The 18,881-nt window shown below is 66.9% G+C and carries 20 protein-coding genes; 11 read left to right on the forward strand and 9 right to left on the reverse strand.

Going from position 1 to position 18,881, the window contains the following annotated elements; translation table 11 throughout:
* Positions 1-14: 14 nt before the first annotated feature.
* The 6 genes from AAN986_RS20040 (at position 15) to AAN986_RS20065 (ending at position 5,372) form a co-directional block, all read left to right on the forward strand.
* On the forward strand, positions 15-719 hold the full coding sequence (locus AAN986_RS20040) for a succinate dehydrogenase iron-sulfur subunit (RefSeq protein WP_012204344.1): 705 nt from the start codon (positions 15-17) through the stop codon (positions 717-719).
* Complete coding sequence (locus AAN986_RS20045; protein WP_012204343.1) at positions 719-1,018, forward strand: succinate dehydrogenase assembly factor 2; 300 nt, start codon at positions 719-721, stop codon at positions 1,016-1,018. The genes AAN986_RS20040 and AAN986_RS20045 overlap by 1 nt, the downstream gene beginning before the upstream one ends.
* Before the next feature lie 25 nt (positions 1,019-1,043).
* Positions 1,044-2,354 carry a citrate synthase gene (locus AAN986_RS20050; RefSeq protein ID WP_016450198.1) on the forward strand — a complete coding sequence of 437 codons (1,311 nt, stop codon included), beginning with the start codon at positions 1,044-1,046 and terminating at the stop codon, positions 2,352-2,354.
* A gap of 240 nt (positions 2,355-2,594) precedes the next feature.
* Positions 2,595-3,257: an N-acetylmuramoyl-L-alanine amidase gene (locus tag AAN986_RS20055; protein ID WP_241150381.1), complete on the forward strand. Its 663-nt coding sequence runs from the start codon at positions 2,595-2,597 to the stop codon at positions 3,255-3,257.
* The gene (locus AAN986_RS20060; protein ID WP_047218613.1) at positions 3,254-3,766 is read left to right on the forward strand and encodes a hypothetical protein; all 513 of its coding nucleotides are present in this window, start codon (positions 3,254-3,256) and stop codon (positions 3,764-3,766) included. Before AAN986_RS20055 ends, AAN986_RS20060 begins: the two co-directional genes overlap by 4 nt.
* A gap of 292 nt (positions 3,767-4,058) precedes the next feature.
* Positions 4,059-5,372 (forward strand): DEAD/DEAH box helicase, encoded by a 1,314-nt coding sequence (locus tag AAN986_RS20065; RefSeq protein ID WP_206424537.1) that lies wholly within the window; start codon positions 4,059-4,061, stop codon positions 5,370-5,372.
* Between the two features lie 19 nt (positions 5,373-5,391).
* Here the strand turns inward: AAN986_RS20065 and AAN986_RS20070 are convergent, their stop codons facing one another.
* A complete protein-coding gene (locus tag AAN986_RS20070) occupies positions 5,392-6,429 on the reverse strand; it encodes a helix-turn-helix domain-containing protein (RefSeq protein WP_016453932.1) in 1,038 nt (345 codons plus the stop codon).
* 238 nt (positions 6,430-6,667) lie between these two features.
* Between AAN986_RS20070 and AAN986_RS20075 the strand changes: the two genes are divergently transcribed.
* Positions 6,668-7,777: an S-(hydroxymethyl)glutathione dehydrogenase/class III alcohol dehydrogenase gene (locus AAN986_RS20075; protein WP_012204334.1), complete on the forward strand. Its 1,110-nt coding sequence runs from the start codon at positions 6,668-6,670 to the stop codon at positions 7,775-7,777.
* A gap of 204 nt (positions 7,778-7,981) precedes the next feature.
* Positions 7,982-8,854 (forward strand): S-formylglutathione hydrolase, encoded by an 873-nt coding sequence (fghA, locus tag AAN986_RS20080; protein ID WP_046240405.1) that lies wholly within the window; start codon positions 7,982-7,984, stop codon positions 8,852-8,854.
* 144 nt (positions 8,855-8,998) lie between these two features.
* Here the strand turns inward: fghA and phnX are convergent, their stop codons facing one another.
* From phnX to phnD, 5 genes are read right to left on the reverse strand one after another with little or no spacing between them, the layout of a single operon-like run.
* Positions 8,999-9,844, reverse strand: coding sequence for a phosphonoacetaldehyde hydrolase (phnX, locus tag AAN986_RS20085; RefSeq protein ID WP_047218615.1), 846 nt, complete (start codon positions 9,842-9,844; stop codon positions 8,999-9,001).
* 54 nt (positions 9,845-9,898) lie between these two features.
* A complete protein-coding gene (gene psrA / locus AAN986_RS20090) occupies positions 9,899-10,987 on the reverse strand; it encodes an iron-containing alcohol dehydrogenase PsrA (protein ID WP_016450191.1) in 1,089 nt (362 codons plus the stop codon).
* 47 nt (positions 10,988-11,034) lie between these two features.
* Complete coding sequence (gene phnE, locus AAN986_RS20095) at positions 11,035-11,880, reverse strand: phosphonate ABC transporter, permease protein PhnE (RefSeq protein ID WP_017406123.1); 846 nt, start codon at positions 11,878-11,880, stop codon at positions 11,035-11,037.
* Positions 11,880-12,758, reverse strand: coding sequence for a phosphonate ABC transporter ATP-binding protein (gene phnC / locus AAN986_RS20100; RefSeq protein ID WP_047218616.1), 879 nt, complete (start codon positions 12,756-12,758; stop codon positions 11,880-11,882). Before phnC ends, phnE begins: the two co-directional genes overlap by 1 nt.
* Positions 12,755-13,633 (reverse strand): phosphonate ABC transporter substrate-binding protein, encoded by an 879-nt coding sequence (gene phnD, locus AAN986_RS20105; protein ID WP_043792232.1) that lies wholly within the window; start codon positions 13,631-13,633, stop codon positions 12,755-12,757. The genes phnC and phnD overlap by 4 nt, the downstream gene beginning before the upstream one ends.
* A 181-nt stretch (positions 13,634-13,814) precedes the next feature.
* Between phnD and AAN986_RS20110 the strand changes: the two genes are divergently transcribed.
* A complete protein-coding gene (locus tag AAN986_RS20110) occupies positions 13,815-14,666 on the forward strand; it encodes a LysR substrate-binding domain-containing protein (RefSeq protein WP_013803446.1) in 852 nt (283 codons plus the stop codon).
* A gap of 16 nt (positions 14,667-14,682) precedes the next feature.
* Here the strand turns inward: AAN986_RS20110 and AAN986_RS20115 are convergent, their stop codons facing one another.
* Positions 14,683-15,825, reverse strand: a complete 1,143-nt coding sequence (locus tag AAN986_RS20115; protein WP_047218617.1) for a PA0069 family radical SAM protein — start codon at positions 15,823-15,825, stop codon at positions 14,683-14,685.
* 294 nt (positions 15,826-16,119) lie between these two features.
* Between AAN986_RS20115 and rnk the strand changes: the two genes are divergently transcribed.
* Positions 16,120-16,524 carry a nucleoside diphosphate kinase regulator gene (rnk, locus tag AAN986_RS20120; protein ID WP_026062607.1) on the forward strand — a complete coding sequence of 135 codons (405 nt, stop codon included), beginning with the start codon at positions 16,120-16,122 and terminating at the stop codon, positions 16,522-16,524.
* 73 nt (positions 16,525-16,597) lie between these two features.
* Here rnk and AAN986_RS20125 read toward each other — a convergent pair whose 3' ends face one another.
* On the reverse strand, positions 16,598-17,755 hold the full coding sequence (locus AAN986_RS20125; RefSeq protein ID WP_047218618.1) for an acyltransferase family protein: 1,158 nt from the start codon (positions 17,753-17,755) through the stop codon (positions 16,598-16,600).
* Positions 17,756-17,923: 168 nt separating this feature from the next.
* Here AAN986_RS20125 and AAN986_RS20130 point away from each other — a divergent pair, with 168 nt between their 5' ends.
* Positions 17,924-18,520 carry a GbsR/MarR family transcriptional regulator gene (locus AAN986_RS20130; RefSeq protein WP_026062606.1) on the forward strand — a complete coding sequence of 199 codons (597 nt, stop codon included), beginning with the start codon at positions 17,924-17,926 and terminating at the stop codon, positions 18,518-18,520.
* Positions 18,521-18,719: 199 nt separating this feature from the next.
* Here the strand turns inward: AAN986_RS20130 and cydX are convergent, their stop codons facing one another.
* Positions 18,720-18,845, reverse strand: coding sequence for a cytochrome bd-I oxidase subunit CydX (gene cydX, locus AAN986_RS20135; protein WP_012204319.1), 126 nt, complete (start codon positions 18,843-18,845; stop codon positions 18,720-18,722).
* Between the last annotated feature and the right edge of the window lie 36 nt (positions 18,846-18,881).

Genomic DNA, 18,881 nt, shown 5'->3' on the forward strand with positions numbered 1-18,881 from the left:
GAGAGAACAGACAAATGAAGCGCACTTTCAAGATCTACCGCTACGACCCGGACAAGGATGCCAAGCCCTACATGCAGACCGTCGAGGTCGAGCTGGACGGCCACGAGCGCATGCTGCTGGACGCCCTGGTCAAGCTCAAGGAGATGGACCCCTCCATCTCGTTCCGCCGCTCCTGCCGCGAAGGCGTGTGCGGCTCGGACGCGATGAACATCAATGGCAAGAACGGCCTGGCCTGCCTGACGAACATGAAGACCCTGCAGGGCGACATCGTTCTCAAGCCCCTGCCCGGCCTGCCCGTGATCCGCGACCTGATCGTGGACATGACGCAGTTCTTCAAGCAGTACCACTCGATCAAGCCGTACCTGCAGAACGACAGCTTCGCGTCTCCCACCAAGGAACGCCTGCAGTCGCCTGAAGAGCGCGAAGAGCTCAACGGCCTGTACGAGTGCATTCTGTGCGCCAGCTGCTCCACCAGCTGCCCCAGCTTCTGGTGGAACCCCGACAAGTTCGTGGGCCCGGCCGGCCTGCTGCAGGCCTACCGCTTCATCGCGGACAGCCGCGACGAGGCCACGGGTGACCGCCTTGACAACCTGGAAGATCCGTACCGCCTCTTCCGTTGCCACACCATCATGAACTGCGTGGACGTGTGCCCCAAGCACCTGAACCCCACGCAGGCCATTGGCAAGATCAAGGAACTGATGGTCCGCCGGGCCATCTGATGACCATGACGAATACTCTGCTCGACGAACGCGAGCGAGACCTGCTGCGCTGGCGCTGCCGGCGCGGCCTGGTCGAGAACGACCTGTTCATCGCGCAGTTCTTCGCCACCTACGGAGACCAGCTCACGCGGAGACACGCGAGCGGTCTGTCTGCCTTGATGGACCTGGCAGACAACGACCTGATGGACCTCTTCTTGCGCCGCAAGGAGCCTGAAGGTGAACTCGATACCCAAGAAATCAGGGAAGTTCTGGAACTGGTGCGCAAGCGCAAGCCCGGTTCTCTCCCGCTAGTAGGCTAGGCAATCTAGAGAAGGAAGTTTGGAAATGAAACTCGCAGACAACAAAGCAACGCTGTCTTTCAGCAACGGCGCCCCCAGCGTCGAGCTGCCCGTCTACCAGGGCAACGTCGGTCCCGACGTGGTGGACATCCGCAAGCTGTACGCGCAGACCGGCATGTTCACCTATGACCCGGGCTTCCTCTCTACCGCCTCGTGCCAGTCCGCCATCACCTACATTGATGGCGACAAGGGCGAGCTGCTGTACCGCGGCTACCCCATCGAGCAGCTGGCCAAGAACTGCGACTACCTCGAGACCTGCTACCTGCTGCTGTACGGCGAGCTGCCCAACGAGTCGCAGAAGGCCGACTTCGTCGAGCGAGTGACCAAGCACACCATGGTCAACGAGCAGATGCAGTTCTTCCTGCGTGGTTTCCGCCGTGACGCCCACCCCATGGCCGTCCTGACGGGTCTGGTCGGCGGCATGTCGGCCTTCTACCACGACAACATGGACATCAACAACGCCGAGCACCGCGACATCGCCGCGATCCGCCTGATCGCCAAGATGCCCACGCTGGTCTCCATGGCCTACAAGTACGGCATCGGTGCGCCGTACATGTACCCCAAGAACGACCTGAGCTACGCCGGCAACTTCATGCGCATGATGTTCGGCAACCCCTGCGAGGAGTTCAAGGTGAACCCCGTGGTCGAGCGCGCGCTGGACCGCATCTTCATCCTGCACGCAGACCACGAGCAAAACGCCTCCACCTCCACCGTGCGCCTGTGCGGCTCGTCGGGCACCAACCCCTTCGCCGCCATCTCGGCCGGCGTGGCCTGCCTGTGGGGCCCTGCCCACGGCGGCGCCAACGAAGCCTGCCTGAACATGCTGGAATACCTGCAGGCCAACGGCGGCGTTGCCAAGGTCGGCGAGTTCATGGAACAGGTCAAGGACAAGAACAGCGGCGTCAAGCTGATGGGCTTCGGCCACCGTGTCTACAAGAACTACGACCCCCGCGCCAAGCTCATGCAGGAAACCTGCAATGAAGTGCTGGCCGAACTGGGCCTGGAAAAGGACCCCCTGTTCGCCCTGGCCAAGGAAGTCGAGAAGATCGCCCTGGAAGACGACTACTTCGTGCAGCGCAAGCTCTACCCGAACGTGGACTTCTACTCCGGCATCGTGCAGCGCGCCATCGGCGTGCCCGTGAACCTGTTCACCGGCATCTTCGCCCTGGCCCGCACCGTGGGCTGGATCGCCCAGCTCAACGAGCAGATGGCCGACCCCGAGTACAAGATCGGCCGTCCCCGCCAGCTGTTCACGGGCTCCGTGTCCCGCGACGTCAAGCCGATCGGCCAGCGCTGATCGCAGGTCCGGGCCTCAGCGGCCCGGCACCCAAAAGCCCCATGCCTTTGCATGGGGCTTTTTTCATGGGCGAGTCCACCGTTCCAGAAGGCCACGCCACTCCTAGGAACACCATTCTGGCTATCGCGGCATGGATCTCGATTGATCACATCTACCATAAGGTGACCGTTGACCCTCCCTGAAACGGGATGGAGGCGCAGCGCAATGCCCGCTGCCGTTCAACGCAACCCCGGGACTCACATGCTTGTCGAAATCACCAAGGACGGAATGCTCATCCATGCGCGCGTCAAGAATGCGCGCAGCCCCGCCATCGAGAGAGGAAAGCGGACCGCCGCCATCACCGGCATCGTCGTGCACCAGACCGATGCCAACACGGCCCAGTCTTCGCTGAACAGCTACAAAAACCCGAAGGCCAATGCGGCACACTTTCTCATCGACAAGGACGGAACCATCTACCAGACTGCGGCCATCTACCAGCGCACCAACCATGTGGGCCCGCTGAAGGCAAGATGCCTGCTTGTGGGGAAATGCAAGGCCAGGGACTATGAAGGACTGAAGGCAAAAGGGGTACACCGCATCGAGATGATGAAGGCTCCTGGTGAACGCTATCCGAGCAATATGGAGGCCATAGGTATCGAGATGGTCGGCCGAGCGGAGTTGCCGAAGGGGTTCAAACCTTCCTCCAACGAAGCGGATTTGCCCCCCGAGAGATTGCGAGGAGAGCGCGGCCTCTATCCCGCCCCGACCCAAGCTCAGAACCGGTCACTGACATGGCTTGTTGAAGCACTGCAGGACTCCATGCAACTGTCGCCCGGTGAAGTCTTCAAACATCCCGAGGTAAGTTGGAAAAATCTGACCGAAGCAGAAGGTGCAAACTGGAACCTTCCTACGAACACACCATGAAGTACCACCAATTTTTTTGGGCACTAACTTCAGCGATGGTCATGGCCTCAACGATTCATGCTGCTGACGCCCGGTATTCTGCAAAGAACATCCAGAAAATCAATATCTTCGTCCCCTCATCAAGCAACCCCGCTTGGGAGGATAAAAAATGGCTCGATTGCGACGATGTGATCCTGACCGAGGAGGATGTGCGATATGCATTGCAGCATATACGCCGAATTTCGGAAAAAGCCTATTTCAGCGAAGAAAACATGGATAGATCCGGATGCTCCGGAGGTGCGTCCGTCACGTTCAAGAGCGGAAAGATCATCGTCATGGATATCGAGCCAACAGGGCGAATCAGAATCTTCGAGGCGAACAGGAAGCTTGAACCCCTTGGAGTACCCTCACGCTACTACGACTGCGCTCCTTGCAACAAACGCAAGATGAACCTGCTGCAAGACGCCTTGGACCGCGCCACGGAAAGGCGGCTCAAGGAGCTGAAGAGGCAGGGCCGGCTCCCGCCTTGAGTCACGGTCTGGTCTTCTCTTGCGCGCCTGTTTTGGCAATGGCTCTGACGCTTTACTCAACGCTTCATGCGGCCGAAGCCAGATAGCCGCTCAGGCACGTGCCACCGGCCCGGCTGCAACGGCTGGCGGCCTGGTGAACAGCCTGCTGGTCGGCAGCGCCGCCTGGCCTGAGCGCCCGGGCCAAGCCCCCTGCTTCACGCAGCGGCGCGGTTTCGCCGACAATGCCCCCCCGGCCCTCGTGGCCGGCCCTTTCTTGCGCCGGGGTTCCGGCCCCAGCCACTCCCTGCACACCATGAACTTTGCCTCCCTCGGCCTGAGCCCGGCGCTGGTCTCCAGCCTCCAAGACCTGGGCCTGGTCGATCCCACGCCCATACAGACCCAGTCCATCGCCCCCGTGCTTGCGGGCCGCGACCTCTGGGCCTGCGCGCCCACGGGCTCGGGCAAGACGGCCGCCTACCTGCTGCCGCTGCTGCAGCGCTGGATGGATGGCGGCAAGGCCCAAGGTGCCCAGGGCGGCTTTGTGCGAACCCTGACCACGCTGATCGTGGTGCCCACGCGCGAGCTGGCCCAGCAGGTGGGCGAGACGCTGTCCGACCTGGGCCGCACGCTCAGGCAGCCGCCGCGCATCGGCGTGGTCTATGGCGGCGTGTCCATCAACCCGCAGATGATGATGCTGCGCGGCAGTGCCGATTTCCTCGTGGCCACGCCGGGCCGCCTGCTGGACCTGGTGGAGCACAACGCCGTGCGCCTGTCCGCCGTGCGCCATCTGGTGCTGGACGAGGCCGACCGCCTGCTGGACCTGGGCTTCCAGGACGAGCTGCAGCGCGTGCTGGCCCTGCTGCCGAAGCAGCGCCAGACCCTGCTGTTCTCGGCCACCTATCCCGATGCCGTGCAATCGCTGGCCACAGGCCTGCTGCACGATCCCGTTCAGGCCCGCGTCGATGCCGCCGAAGGCCAGGATGCCGCCAGCCCCCAGAGCATTGCCCAGCGCGCCATTGCCGTGGACCGTGCGCGCCGCACCCAGCTGCTGCGCACACTGGTACAGGGGGAGACGGCGCCCGGCACAGACCCCGCCACGCTGGAGCGCGCCCTGGTCTTCGTGGCCACGCGCCACACGGCCGAACTGGTGGCGGAAAAGCTCTACAAGGCCGGCATCTTCGCCACGGCCTTCCATGGCGACCTGAGCCAGGGCGCACGCAAGGAAGCGCTGGCCGACTTCAAGGCCAGGCGCTGGCAGGTGATGATCACCACCGACCTGGCGGCGCGCGGCATCGACATCACCCAGCTGCCCCTGGTCGTCAACTACGACCTGCCGCGCTCGGCCACCGACTATGTGCACCGCATCGGCCGCACGGGCCGCGCGGGCGAGGACGGCACGGCCATCAGCTTCGTGACGCCGGCCGACCAGGCGCACTGGGCGCTGATCTGCAAGCGCAACCAGCTGGACCTTGAACTGGAGCAGCTGCCAGGCTTCGAGCCCACCGAGCCCGTGCCGCCGCCCCCGGTGGCCCAGGACGGCAACGGCGGCATCAAGGGCCGCCGCCCCAGCAAAAAAGACAAGCTGCGCGCAGCGCAGGCTGCCGAGGCAGCAGCCAAAAGAGGCTGAGCTCTCCAGGCCGATCCGCTCAGCCCGCGCCGCCGCGCCCGCCAAAGCGATCCCGGTACGCCACCGGGGTAATGCCCAGGTGGCGCACGAACAGGTGGCGCAGCGCCTGCTCCGAGCCCAGGCCCACGCGCGCGGCCACGGTCTTGAGCGGCAGATGGGCCTGGCTTTCCAGCAGTTGCTTGGCCGCCTCCAGCCGCGCGCTCTCCACAAAGGCCGTGGGGCTTTGCCCGGTTTCCTGCTGGAACACGCGGCGCAGGTGCCGCTCGCTCATGTGCGCCTGCTCGGCCATCTGCGCAAGGGTCAGAGGCTCGGCCAGATGGGTCATCACCCACTGCTGCACGGCCTGCACGCCGCCGTGCTGCGCGGCCTGGGCCGCCAGCGGCACGCTGAACTGCGACTGGCCACCGGGACGCTTGAGGTACATGACCAGGTCACGCGCCACCTCCAGCGCCAGCGCGTGGCCGAAATCCTCTTCGACCACGGCCAGGGCCAGGTCGATGCCGGCCGTCACGCCGGCCGAGGTCCACAGCTGGCGGCTGCCTTCGCCATCGCGGATCTCCTCGCGCAGGTAGATGGCATCGGCATCGACCTGCACGCGCGGATGGCGCTGGGCCAGTTGCGCCGTCACGCTCCAGTGCGTGGCCGCGCGCCGGCCGTCCAGCAAGCCCGCCTCGGCCAGGAAGAAGCTGCCCGAGCACAGCGCAATCAGCCGCTGCACGCGCGGCGCCACGCGGCCCAGCCAGGCGACCAGCTCGGCCGAGCCGCCCAGCACCTGCTCGATATGGCGCGAGCCCACGACGACCACGGTGCAGCCCATGCCTGCAGCCTCCAGCCCGGCCAGCGTGTGGGTGGCCTCCAGCGACATCAGCGTGTCCGAGCGCACGGGCCCTTGCCGCTGCGAGACCACGCGCACCTCGTAGCCGTCGCTCTGGCCGCGCGCGCGCAGGTGCACGTTGGCATAGTCGAACACCGACATGGGCCCTATGGCCTCCAGCGCCTTGAAGCCGGGGTAGACGACAAGATCGATGCGGTGGGCGCTGGCGTGGCGGTGGTCCATGGGAAACGGCGGGCTCGGAGGCGGTCAGGGTGGAAAGAATGGGGCGGACTATACGAAAAGACGCAAGCACCCACGGCCTGCAGGCCCGGCCGACGCCGGCCACACCCCTCAGATTCGGACATATCACCTGAGGCTGCGGCCATGATGCGGCCGGTCCGCGCGGCCATGGCCTACATTCAAGGCTTCGCGGAGCGCGCGCACTGCCGCTCCTGAGCCACCCCGACAGAAAGACACGCCCATGAAATCCAAAGCCGCCGTCGCCTTCAAGGCTGGAGAACCCCTGCAGATCGTCGAGATCGACGTGGCCCCCCCGAAGAAGGGCGAGGTCCTGATCAAGATCACCCACACCGGCGTCTGCCACACCGACGCGTTCACGCTGTCGGGCGACGACCCCGAAGGCATCTTCCCCGCCGTGCTCGGCCATGAAGGCGCGGGCATCGTCGTCGAGGTCGGCGAAGGCGTGACCAGCGTCAAGCCCGGCGACCACGTGATCCCGCTGTACACGGCCGAATGCGGCGAATGCCTGTTCTGCAAGAGCGGCAAGACCAACCTGTGCGTTTCCGTGCGCGCCACCCAGGGCAAGGGCGTGATGCCAGACGGCACCACGCGCTTTTCGTACAACGGCGAGCCCATCTACCACTACATGGGCTGCTCCACCTTCAGCGAGTACACCGTGGTCGCCGAAGTCTCGCTGGCCAAGATCCACCCCGATGCCAACCCCGAGCAGGTCTGCCTGCTGGGCTGCGGCGTGACCACGGGCCTGGGTGCCGTCAAGAACACCGCCAAGGTCCAGGAAGGCGACACCGTGGCCGTGTTCGGCCTGGGCGGCATCGGCCTGGCCGTGATCCAGGGCGCCAAGCTGGCCAAGGCCGGCCGCATCATCGCCGTGGACACCAACCCCTCCAAGTTCGACCTGGCCCGCACCTTCGGCGCCACCGACTGCGTGAATCCCAAGGATTTCGACAAGCCCATCCAGCAGGTCATCGTCGAGATGACGGGCTGGGGCGTGGACCACAGCTTCGAATGCATCGGCAACGTCAACGTGATGCGTGCCGCCCTGGAATGCGCGCACCGCGGCTGGGGCCAGTCGGTCATCATCGGCGTGGCCGGCGCGGGCCAGGAAATCTCCACACGCCCCTTCCAGCTGGTGACGGGCCGCAAGTGGCTGGGCACGGCCTTCGGTGGCGTCAAGGGCCGCAGCGAGCTGCCCGGCATGGTCGAGCAGGCCATGAGCGGCGAGATCCAGCTGGCCCCCTTCGTCACGCACACCATGGGCCTGCCGGAGATCAACGAGGCTTTTGACCTGATGCACGAAGGCAAGTCCATCCGCTCCGTCGTCGTGTACTGAAGCTCCCCCTGAGGCGCTGCGCGCCCTCCCCCGTTGCACGGCGCCTCTCTACTCGCTACGCGAGGGAGGAGGACGGCGCCCTCGCCTGGGCAGCGCCAGTTTCATGGGCCGTTGACCGTGTATAGCGTATCAACTCCCATCTTTGAATGCTGCACGCACCGCTTGCCAAGGTGCTCGTAGCATTTTTCTTTTTTGAGGAACACCATGTCCGCACTGCCGCCCCTGGAACTCAAGAACGCCCATGCCTGCTTCGGCGGCGCACAGCGTTTCTACGAGCATTTCTCCGCCGAGATCGGCCTGAACATGAAGTTCTCGGTCTTCCTGCCGCCCAAGGCCGTGGCCGGCGAGAAGGTGCCCGCCGTGCTCTACCTGGCCGGGCTGACCTGCACCGAAGAGACCTTCATGACCAAGGCCGGCGCCCAGCGCCTGGCCGCCGAGCTGGGCATCGCCCTGATCGCGCCCGACACCAGCCCGCGCGGCGCAGGCCTGCCCGGCGAGGCCGATGCCTGGGACTTCGGCGTGGGCGCGGGCTTCTACCTGGACGCCACCACCAGGCCCTGGGCACTGCACTGGCGCATGGAAAGCTATCTGCTGGGCGAGCTGCTGCCGCTGATCGCCGCACGCCTGCCCATCGACGCGCAGCGGCTGGGCATCTTCGGCCACTCCATGGGCGGCCACGGCGCGCTCACGCTGGCGCTGCGCCATCCGGGCCGCTTCAAGAGCCTGTCGGCCTTCGCGCCCATCGCCAACCCCGTCAACTGCCCCTGGGGCCAGAAGGCCTTCTCAGGCTATCTGGGCGATGACCGCAAGGCCTGGGAAGCGCATGACGCCAGCTGCCTGATGGCCGCCCAGACCCAGGCGCCCTACCCGGCCGGCATCCTCGTGGACCAGGGCCTGGCCGACAAGTTCCTGATCGAAAAGCAGCTGCTGCCCGAAGCCTTCGAGGCCGCCTGCGCCCAGGCCGGCCAGCCGCTGACGCTGCGCCGCCACGGGGGCTACGACCACGGCTACTACTTCATCCAGAGCTTCATTGATGACCATCTGCGCCATCATGCAGAGCAGTTGAGTACCCCCTGAGGCGCTTCGCGCCTTCCCCCTCTCTCGCTTCGCGGGAGGGGGACGACGCCATCGCCGCGAGGCGGCTCTTGCTCGGCGTCCCTGTTTTTTTGGCCGCGCCAGTTTCAAAGGGTGATGCGCCCAACAGGTGCAGGGCAGCTTGCCTCAACCTGGCCTATGGCCAGCGCGCATGTCCTGCGCAATCCGCTCCAGTACCTGCGGCAGGTCCTTGACGCTGGCGATCACGTGGTGGGCGCCGGCTGCGCGCAGCTTGGCTTCGGCGCGGGCCACGCGCTCGCGCACTTCTTCGGCGGGGGCGGCGGCCAGTTCGGCGGGGGAGTAGCCGACTTCGTTGCCGGACAGGGTCAGGCCCACGGTCCACATGCCGGCGTTGCGGCCTTCCTCGATGCCGGGCACGGTGTCGTCCACCTTCACGCAGGCACGCACGTCGCCGATGCCCAGCGCCAGCACATTGGCCAGCGCCATGAAGGGGCCGGGGCGGCCGCCTGCGGCCATTTCATCGCCGGCCACCACATGGTCGGGAGCCAGGCCGTTGGCCGCTGCCTGGGGCAGCAGCTGGTTCAGGACTTCACGCGGATAGCCCGAGCACGAGCCCACCTTCAGGCCCTGCGCGCGCAGCCAGCCCAGCAATTCAGGCGCGCCTTCGATGGGTGCCGAGAACTCGCCGACCTTGGCGATCTGCATGGGCATGAAGCGGGCGTAGATGGCGTCCACGTCGGCGTCGCCAGGCGGCTGGCCGAAGGCCTTGTGCCATTGCGCGCGGATGCCCTCGTCCTGCAGCAGCTCGTGGATGTGCTGCCACTTGGACAGTCCCATGGGACCGCGCGCCTGGGCCAGGGTGATGGTGATGCCGAAGCTGGCAAAGGCCTCGACAAAGATCTGCGTGGGTGCCAGCGAGCCGAAATCGACCAGGGTGCCGGCCCAGTCGAAGATGACGGCCTGCAGCGGCGACAGATCGGCGGCGGCGGTGGAGACGGTGGTGTGGTTCATGGTGCTTTTTGACAAGGAAAGAGGTTCAAACAGAAGGGGGCGGCACGCGCCTGTTCATTCCAGCGTGCGGATGAAATTGCGCCCGCGCGGGCCGGATGCGGCCGACTGCAGCAGCTGCTGCCACTCATCCCCAGGCACGCCGTAGTGGGCGGGATCGGTGGCCACGCCCAGGCCTTCGAGGAAGTTGCGCAGGCGCTGCACGGCCAGCTCGCCCGTGGCGGCATCGAAGATGGACAGCAGGGCCGCATCGGCCTCATCGTCAGCGCCCAGGGCCATCTCCAGCACCAGCGGCAGGCTGAACGAGCAGGCAATGCCGTGGGCCACGCCATGGCGCAGCGTGATGTCGTAGGACAGCGAATGCGCCAGCGCCGTGCGGGTGTTGGAGAAGGCCAGGCCGGCCATCAGGGCGGCCTCGGCCATGCGGCTTCGCAGCGGCAGGCTGCCCAGGTCCTGCATCAGCGCGGGCAGCGTGGCCAGGGTGCGGCGCGCGGCGCCCACGGCCAAGGTGGTGGAGACGGGATTGCGGTGCCGGTTCCAGATGGACTCCAGCGCATGCGACAGCGCATCCAGCCCCGAGGCCAGCGTGGCGCCGGCCGGCAGGCTTTGCATGAGCTGCGCGTCGATGATGGCGGCCTCGGGCCAGGTCCAGTGCTGGTGCAGCGAGTGCTTGCGGCCAGCGGCCTGGTCCCAGATCGTGGCCCAGGGCGTGACCTCGCTGCCCGTGCCGGCCGTGGTGGGAATGGCGATCAGCGCCTTGTGGCCTGCGGCCGGCAGGGCCAGCCCCTGCTCCAGGGCCTGCAGCAGCTCGCCGAAACGCCGCGTGGGCGTGGCGCACATCAGCGCCTTGGCCGAGTCGATGGCGCTGCCGCCGCCCAGGGCCACGATGCACGGGACCTCGGCGTATTCGCGGTGCACGCGGTCATACAGCGGGGCCAGCCACTGCACATCGGGATTGGGCGCAATGCCGTCCACCACGCCGCACAGCTGGCTGCCCAGCCGTTGGCGCAGTTGCTGCACCAGGCCCAGGGATTCGGCCTCGGGAAACGTCACCAGCAGGCAGTCGCGCCCGGCCAGCAGCTCGGGCAGGCGGTCCAGGCGGCCGGGGCCGGCATGGATGGCAACGGGGTTGTGATAGGTCCACACAAATCGGTCCTTTGAATGAAACGGGGGCGCCGGGAAAAGCGCAGCCCTCAATGGCGGGTGCCCTGCTGGATGCGGCTGCGCAGCCAGTGGGAGACGAGATCGGCCGCGATCACCATCACGGTGATGACCACGATGCAGGTGGCCGTCTCCTGGTAGCGGAACAGCTTGAGGCTGCCGACCAGCTCGAACCCCAGCCCGCCCGCGCCCACCATGCCCAGCACCGTGGCCGAGCGCAGGTTGACCTCGAAGCGGTAGAGCACGACCGCGATCCAGGCCGTGATGGCCTGCGGTATCACACCGAAGACGATGAGCTGCAATTGCGTGGCGCCTGCGCTGCGCAGGGCCTGCAGCGGGCCGTCGTCGATCTCTTCGATGCTCTCGGCGAAGAACTTGCCCAGCATGCCCATGCCATGCAGGGCCAGGGCCAGCACGCCGGGAAACGGCCCCAGGCCCACGGCCGAGACAAAGACCAGCGCCAGGATCAGCTCGTTGATGCTGCGCACCACGTTCAGGAACTGACGCGTGATGCGCCGCAGCCAGTGCCAGCCATGCAGGTTGCTGGCGGCGATGAAGGACAGCGGCAGCGCCAGCACCACGGACAGCAGCGTGCCCCAAATGGCGATCTGCACCGTCTCCAGCGCGGGCGCCATCAGGCGCGGCAGCATGCTCCAGTCCGGCGGCACGGAGCGCGCCACGAAGTCTGCGATCTGGGGCATGCCTGCCGCCAGTTCGCCCCAGCTCATCTGCGCGCCGCCCGCGCTCCAGTGCAGCACCCACGCGATGGCCAGGGCCGCAGCCGCATAGCCTGTCCAGCCCAGGGCGCCGTGGGGGCGCGGCGCCGTCCATTGCCAGCGGTCGCGCGGCTCGGGACTCCAGGAATTGGCGCTGGTCATCACAGTCCTCCTGCGGGCGAGCTGGCCCGCATCCACGAGGCAGGCACCGGCGCCTGCGCATGCAGGCCGGCAGGCCCTATGGCCTGCGCGCCCGATGGTGTGTCCGGCTCTGCGCCCTGCCCTGCGCCCTGCCCTGCAGTGGGCTGCGCATGGTAGATGGCCTGCAGCGCGGCCTCGTCCAGCGCCTGCGGCGATCCGTCATAGACCATGCGGCCCTGGGCCAGGCCCAGCACGCGGTCGCCGAACTCCCGCGCGTAGTCCACCTGGTGCAGGTTGCAGACCACGGCAATGCCCAGCTCGCGCGTGGCATCACGCAGGTACTGCAGCACGCTGCGCGCGGTCTTGGGGTCCAGGCTGGCCACGGGCTCGTCGGCCAGGATGACCTGGGGCTGCTGGGCCAGCGCGCGGGCAATGCCCACGCGCTGCATCTGCCCGCCCGACAGCGCCTCGGTGCGCTCCAGCGCCTTGTGGGCCAGGCCCACGCGCTCCAGGCACTGGTCGGCCAGGCGGATATCGCTTTCGCGGAACAGCTGCAGCACCGAGGCCAGGGTGCCGGTCTGGCCCAGGCGCCCGGTCAGCACGTTCTTGCGCACCGACAGGCGCGGCACCAGGTTGTGGTGCTGGAAGACCATGGCCACGTGGCGAGCCAGCTCGCGCCGGCTGTGCCTGCCGCCGCCCAGCATCAGGTCCATGCCGCCCACCTCCAGCGTGCCGCTGTCGGCGCGGGCCAGGCCGTTCATGCAGCGCAGCAGCGTGGACTTGCCGGCCCCCGACAGGCCCAGCATGACGACGAACTCGCCGGGCTGCACATCCAGGTCGATGCCATGCAGCACATGGTTGCTGCCATAGCTCTTGCGCAATTGGCGGATGCGGATCATTTCATGCTCCCGAGGTCCAGCTTCAGGGCCTTGGCCGTCTGGCGCACCACGTCGTAGGCCTTGTCATCCGTGGCCGCGAAGCCGTCGAGCACGCCCTGGTCACCCCAGGGCAGGTCCTTGACCTCGGCCAGGGCCGCAGCCACCTTCTGCTTGGTGCCTGCGTCCAGGTTCTTGCGCCAGGTCATGGGCGACTCGGGGATGGGCTGGGAGCGCCAGACGATCTGGAAGTCCTCGCGCTTGACCAGGCCCTTGTTCACGGCGGAGTCGAAGATGCGGTCGGCCACGGCCGCCGCATCCACCTTGCCGTTGGCCACGGCCATGATGCTGGCGTCGTGCGAGCCCGAGAAGATCACGCGCGAAAAGCCCTTGTCCGCATCGAAGCCCTCGGCCATCAACCCCGCCTTGGGAAATAGGTGGCCCGACGCCGAGGTCGGGTCCACAAAGGCAAAGCTGCGGCCCTTGAGATCGGCCACGCTGGCCGGGCCCTTGTCCTTGCGGGAGATCACCATGCTGTGGTAAGCGCTCTTGCCCGTCTTCTTGGTCACGGCCACGGCAAAGGCCTCGGCGCCTGCCACCTGGTTGGCCAGCACGTACGAGAACGGGCCGAGGAAGGCGATGTCGATCTTGTTGGAGCGCAGCGCCTCGATCACGCCGTTGTAGTCATTGGCCACGAAGGGCCGCACCTTCATGCCGGTGCGGGTGGCCAGCTGGTCCATGACCTGCTGGCTGGCGCGGATCATGGCCTGCGCGTCCTCCGAGGGGATCAGGCCCACGCGCAGCTCGGCGCTCTGGGCAAAGGCGGCAGTGGTAGCGGTGGAGGCCAGGGCCAGCACGGCGCCGGCATGGCGCAGCCAGGTCTTGCGGTTCATCTTCATGGGAGCGTTCCTTTGCATCAGGTCAGGCACATCGGCGGATCGGTGGATCCGTGAATCGCCGGTCAAATCGCCAGGCGGGTGGGTATGGCTGAATGCTAGGAGCGACATATTTCTGCCATGTGAAAGTTTCAGAATCGGTTTTGACAGCATCCATAGACAAAACCTTGAGATACCGACTTTCGTGAGCAACGCCCGCTACCGCGCCTTCATCGCCGTCGCCCACCATGGCAGCCTCAGCGCCGCCGCCCGCGCACTGGGCGTGAGCCAGCCCACCATCTCCACCCAGATCGCCACGCTGGAGCGCCAAAGCCAGATCGAGCTGTTCCACCGCCGCGGCTACCGCATGACGCTCACGGGCGCAGGCGCCAGACTGCTGCCCATGGCGCAGAAAATCATGGCGCTGGAGGCCGAGGCCGAATTCTTCCTGCGCGACTCGGGGCAGTTGCACCAGGGCGAGCTCAAGATCGGCGCCGTGGGGCCCTTCCATGTGATCGAAATGGTGGCCGCCTACCGCGCACGGCACCCGGGCATGCAGCTGTCCATCCGCATGGGCAACTCGCAGCAGGTGCTGGCCGACCTGGAACGCTACGACACCGACGTGGCCGTGCTCGCCGGCCTCTACGACCGCCCTGAGCTGCTGGCACGCGAGTACGCGCGCCACGCCATCGTGCTGTTCGCCCATGTGGCCCATCCCTTCGCGCGGCGCAGCGAAATCGCGCTGTCCGAACTGCAGGGCCAGCCTTTGCTGCTGCGCGAGCACGGCTCGACCACGCGCACCGCGCTGGAATCGGTGCTGCAGGCCGCCGGGGTGCAGCCGCGCACCGAGCTGGAGATCGGCAGCCGCGAAGCCATACGCGAAGCCGTGGCGCGCGGCCTGGGACTGGGCGCCGTGTCCGAAGCCGAATTCATCCCCGACCCGCGCTTTCGCCCGCTGCGCATCGCGGGCGACCCGGCCAGCACCACCACCTATGTCTATTGCATGCGCGAGCGCAGCGACAGCCTGCTGGTGAGGTCGTTTCTGGAGGCGGTTTGAGCCTGCCGGTCCGCGCTCAGAACAGACTGCGCTGCGGCAGCAGCAGCGACGGATGGTAGAGGCTGCAATCGAGCCGCAGCGGCTCGCGGTTGAATCCGTACCGACGGCAGGCCAGGGCGAAGCGCTGGCGCAGCAGCTCGGCCCAGTGGCCAGTACCTTTCATGCGCTGGCCGAACTCGGCGTTGTACACGCGGCCGGCCTCGCGCTGCTCGCCCTGGATGCCGTGCAGGTCGCGCACGCGCTCCATCACGCGGCGGGCGCGGTCGGGGTAGTGCACCTGCAGCCATTGTTCGAACAGCGGCGCCACTTCCCAGGGCAGGCGCAGCACGGCATAGAAGGCGTGGCGCGCGCCTGCGCCGGCGGCCGCCTCCAGCACCTTCTCCAGGTCTTCGTTGATGAAGGGAATCTGCGGTGCCAGGCTCACGCCCACGGGCACGCCCGCCTCGGTCAACGCGCGGATGCTGCGCAACCGGCGGTACGGCGCGGCGGCGCGCGGCTCCAGGTGGCGGGCCAGGTCGGCATCCAGCGTGGTCAGCGTGATGTGCACCGAGGCCAGGCCCTGGCGCGCCAGCGGGGCCAGCAGGTCCAGGTCACGCTCCACCCCGCTGCCCTTGGTGACGATGGAAACCGGGTGGCGCGCCTCGGCCAGCACTTCGATCAGGCGGCGCGTCAGCCCCAGCTCGCGCTCCACGGGCTGGTAGCAGTCGGTGACCGAGCCCAGCATCACGGGCGCGGCCACATGGCTGGCGCGCGACAGCTCGGCGCGCAGCAGCTCGGGCAGGTTCTGCTTGGCGATGAGCCGGGTCTCGAAGTCCAGCCCCGGCGACCAGCCCAGGTAGCTGTGCGTGGGCCGGGCATAGCAATAGATGCAGCCATGCTCGCAGCCCCGGTAGGGATTGAGCCCCATGTGAAACGGCAGGTCGGGCGACTGGTGGCGGCTCAGCGCCGAGCGGGCCTGCTCCCAGCGCAGTTCGGTGCGCAGGGGCGCGGCTTCCTCGCCTTCGGCCGGCGCCTCAAGACTGCCCCAGCCGTCATCGAAGGCCTCGCGCGGATCGGTGGTGAAGCGGTGTGCCAGTTGGCTGGCTGCGCCCCGGCCCTTGATGGGGTGCAGGGGCACCCGGGCCGTGTCGTGATGAGGCGTGGGAGGACTGGAAAGCATGAAGCAACTGTATAAAAATACAGTCATACCAACAAGCACTCCCCGCATGCCTGCGGTTGCGAAGTGGGTTTTGCCGGCTTGGCAAGTGCCCGCGCCAATCCGCACCGCACCGTGCGGGTTCGCTTGGCAGAACGCGCACGGGCCTGCACAATGGCCTTATCGCACCAACTTGGTGCTTTTCTCTTTTCTGAAGATGCCTTGGCCCGGACAACCGCGTTGCCCGGGCTTTTGTCCGTTTGGGCGCCGCTGCCCTTCACTGCAGCCACGGCGCAAGCACACAAGGGAGCCAACACCATGGAGCGCAAGCCCCACATCATTCTTTCGTCCCTGGACCTGGAACGCATCGAGGCCCTGCTGGACAAGCAGCCCGCCTTTCCCGGCCGCGAGGCGCTCGAGGCCGAGCTGGACCGTGCCGACGTGCTCGAGCCCAAGGAAATGCCGCCCAACGTGGTGACCATGAATTCCACGGTGCGCTTCACGCTGCTGGAGTCGGGCAAGACCAATACGCTGACCCTGGTCTATCCCAAGGAGATGGATGGCAGCGCCGACAAGGTGTCGGTGTTCGCGCCCGTGGGCATTGCCCTGCTGGGCCTGAGCGTGGGCGACCAGTCCCGCATGCCCGGCCCCTCGGGCCAGGTCACCGTGCGCGTGGATGCCATCGAGTTCCAGCCGGAAAGCGCAGGCGAGCTGCACCGTTGAACGCCGACCGGCGTGAAGCGAAAAAGGCAGCCCACCGGCTGCCTTTGTTGTTTGTGGACTGACGCACCGCGCCTCAGCGCAGGCCCGCCACAAATGCCGCGATCAGGCCGGTGCCCACCAGGCCCGCCTGCCAGCGCAGCGCCATGTGCCAGCTGGGAACGTGGCGCTCCACGCGCTCGTACAGCAGATGACCGGCCGCAATCGACAGCACAAAGGCCGTGCACATGCCCAGCAGGGCGGCGGGAATGGAATGTGGCCAGAAATGGCTTTCCACGGCGTTGACCAGCAGGCAGACCGAGAAGTGCACGAGAAACACCGAGTACGAAATCTTGCCCAGCCGGCGCAGCGGCGCCCAGCCTTGTGCCTGGGCAAACGCGGGGCTGCGCATGGCCGCGGCCAGGGCCAGCGCCGTGGCACCGGCCAGTGCGATGCGGTCGCGCCACTCCAGTGCCAGCGCCGCCACGACCAGGGCCACGATCAGCAGGGACCAGCTCCAGGCCGTCGAGGACTTGTCCGCATGCGCGGCCCAGTAGGCCAGCATGCCCAGGCCGTAGGCGCCAAAGAAGTACGGCGCCCACACATCCCATTGCGCATCCAGATTGAAGCCCAGCAGCGAGGCCGCCACGCCGATCACCACCAGCGCCTGCGCCACGCTCAGCGTCCAGGGCCAGCAGCGCGACAGCGCCTGGCCACCGAAGCGGCGGCGCAGCAAGGCGCCGCCCCAGCGCGTGCCGGCCAGCAGCAGCGCCGTCAGCGCAAACAGCTGGAAGTCGATGGACACGTACCAGACGCCGGCGGACAGCGACTCCTCGCCCACGATGTTCTGCAGCAGCAGCGCATGCGCCACCAGCTGCCAGAGATCGGGCTCGCCCGACACCGAGGCATGGTCGAACCAGGGCCGCACGGCCGCCGAGACGACGATGGCCACGACCAGGGCCACGGCATAGGGCACGACCAGGCGCACGAAGCGGCGCCCGATGCGCGACCACGGATCGCAGTGCTGGCCGTGGCCTTGCGGCGCCATGCTGGCTGCCGCCAGGTAGCCGCCCAGCACCAGGAAGATCTGCACGGCCATGCGCGCATATTCATAGAGCCAGTCGATGAGGTCCGGCGCGGCCGGATGGGCGATATCGGACATGGGGCCGTAGAAGGCCAGGTGGTGCCAGACGATGGCGGCACAGGCCAGGCCCTTGGTGCAGTCGATCAGCGCACTGCGGCTAGCGTGGGACATGGGGCAATCTGCAATCTGCGAACGGGTCGGGAAGCGGGAGGCGCTGGGCCCGGGCCGCCTGGCCGCAAGCCCGCAAAGGCGCCATTGTGCGCCTTTTGACCGCGTCTTGCAGAAAGCTGACGCACCGCTTTCCAAGCCGCACAGGACATGCCGGCACGCGAGGGCACAATGCATGCCATGACGCAACCCAAACCTCTTCCGGCGTTGAACCGGCAGTTCGTCTCGCACTTCGGCGAGATGGGCAGCCGCTGGGGCATCAACCGCACGGTAGGCCAGATCTACGCTCTGCTGTTTCTTTCGCCCGAGCCGCTCAATGCCGACCAGATCGCCGAGACGCTGGAGTTCTCGCGCTCCAACGTGAGCATGGGGCTCAAGGAATTGCAGGCCTGGCGCCTGGTGCAATTGCGCCACCAGCCCGGCGACCGGCGCGAGTATTTCGAGGCGCCGCAGGATGTCTGGGAAATCTTCCGCCGCCTGGCCGAGGAACGCCGCCGCCGCGAGATCGAGCCCACCCAGTCCATGCTGCGCGCCGCCATGCTGGAGGAAGTCACCACCGAAGAGGAACGCTACGCCCAGCAGCGCATGCGCGACATGTACGAGCTGATCGACCGGCTCATGAACTGGTTCGACGACGTGCAGCGCCTGTCGCCCGAGACCGCCATGCAGCTCATGGGCATGGGCACGGCCGTGACGCGGCTGCTGGACCTGAAGGACCGCATCACGGGCGGCAAGGGCCGCGCCAAGGCGGACGACACCGACGATTGAACCTGGCAAGCCTGCGTACAAAAATGAGCTCCCGAGGGAGCTCATTGTGTTTACAGCAATGCTTCATTGGCGGTAAGCGCGTGCAAAAACTGGCGTAGCCCAAAGCGAGGGACACCGAGCAAGGGCCGCCCCCGCAGCGAGGGTGTCGTCCCCCTCCCGAAGAGAGAGGGGGAAGGCGCGAAGCGCCTCAGGGGGAGCTTTATTTCTCCCGGGCCAGGAGTTCGCGGCGCGTGGCCTCGTCGTCCATCAGTTCGTACCACATCGCGTTGAGCACCGCGAAGGCGGCCGCCAGCGGCAGGCCGAGCAACCAGGCGAAGTACCACATGGTGTTGTGTCCTTTCTTGACGTTGACTGTCGTTTC

Source organism: Delftia sp. DS1230 (assembly GCF_040112715.1).
In the GTDB taxonomy this organism is placed as follows: domain Bacteria; phylum Pseudomonadota; class Gammaproteobacteria; order Burkholderiales; family Burkholderiaceae_C; genus Comamonas; species Comamonas tsuruhatensis.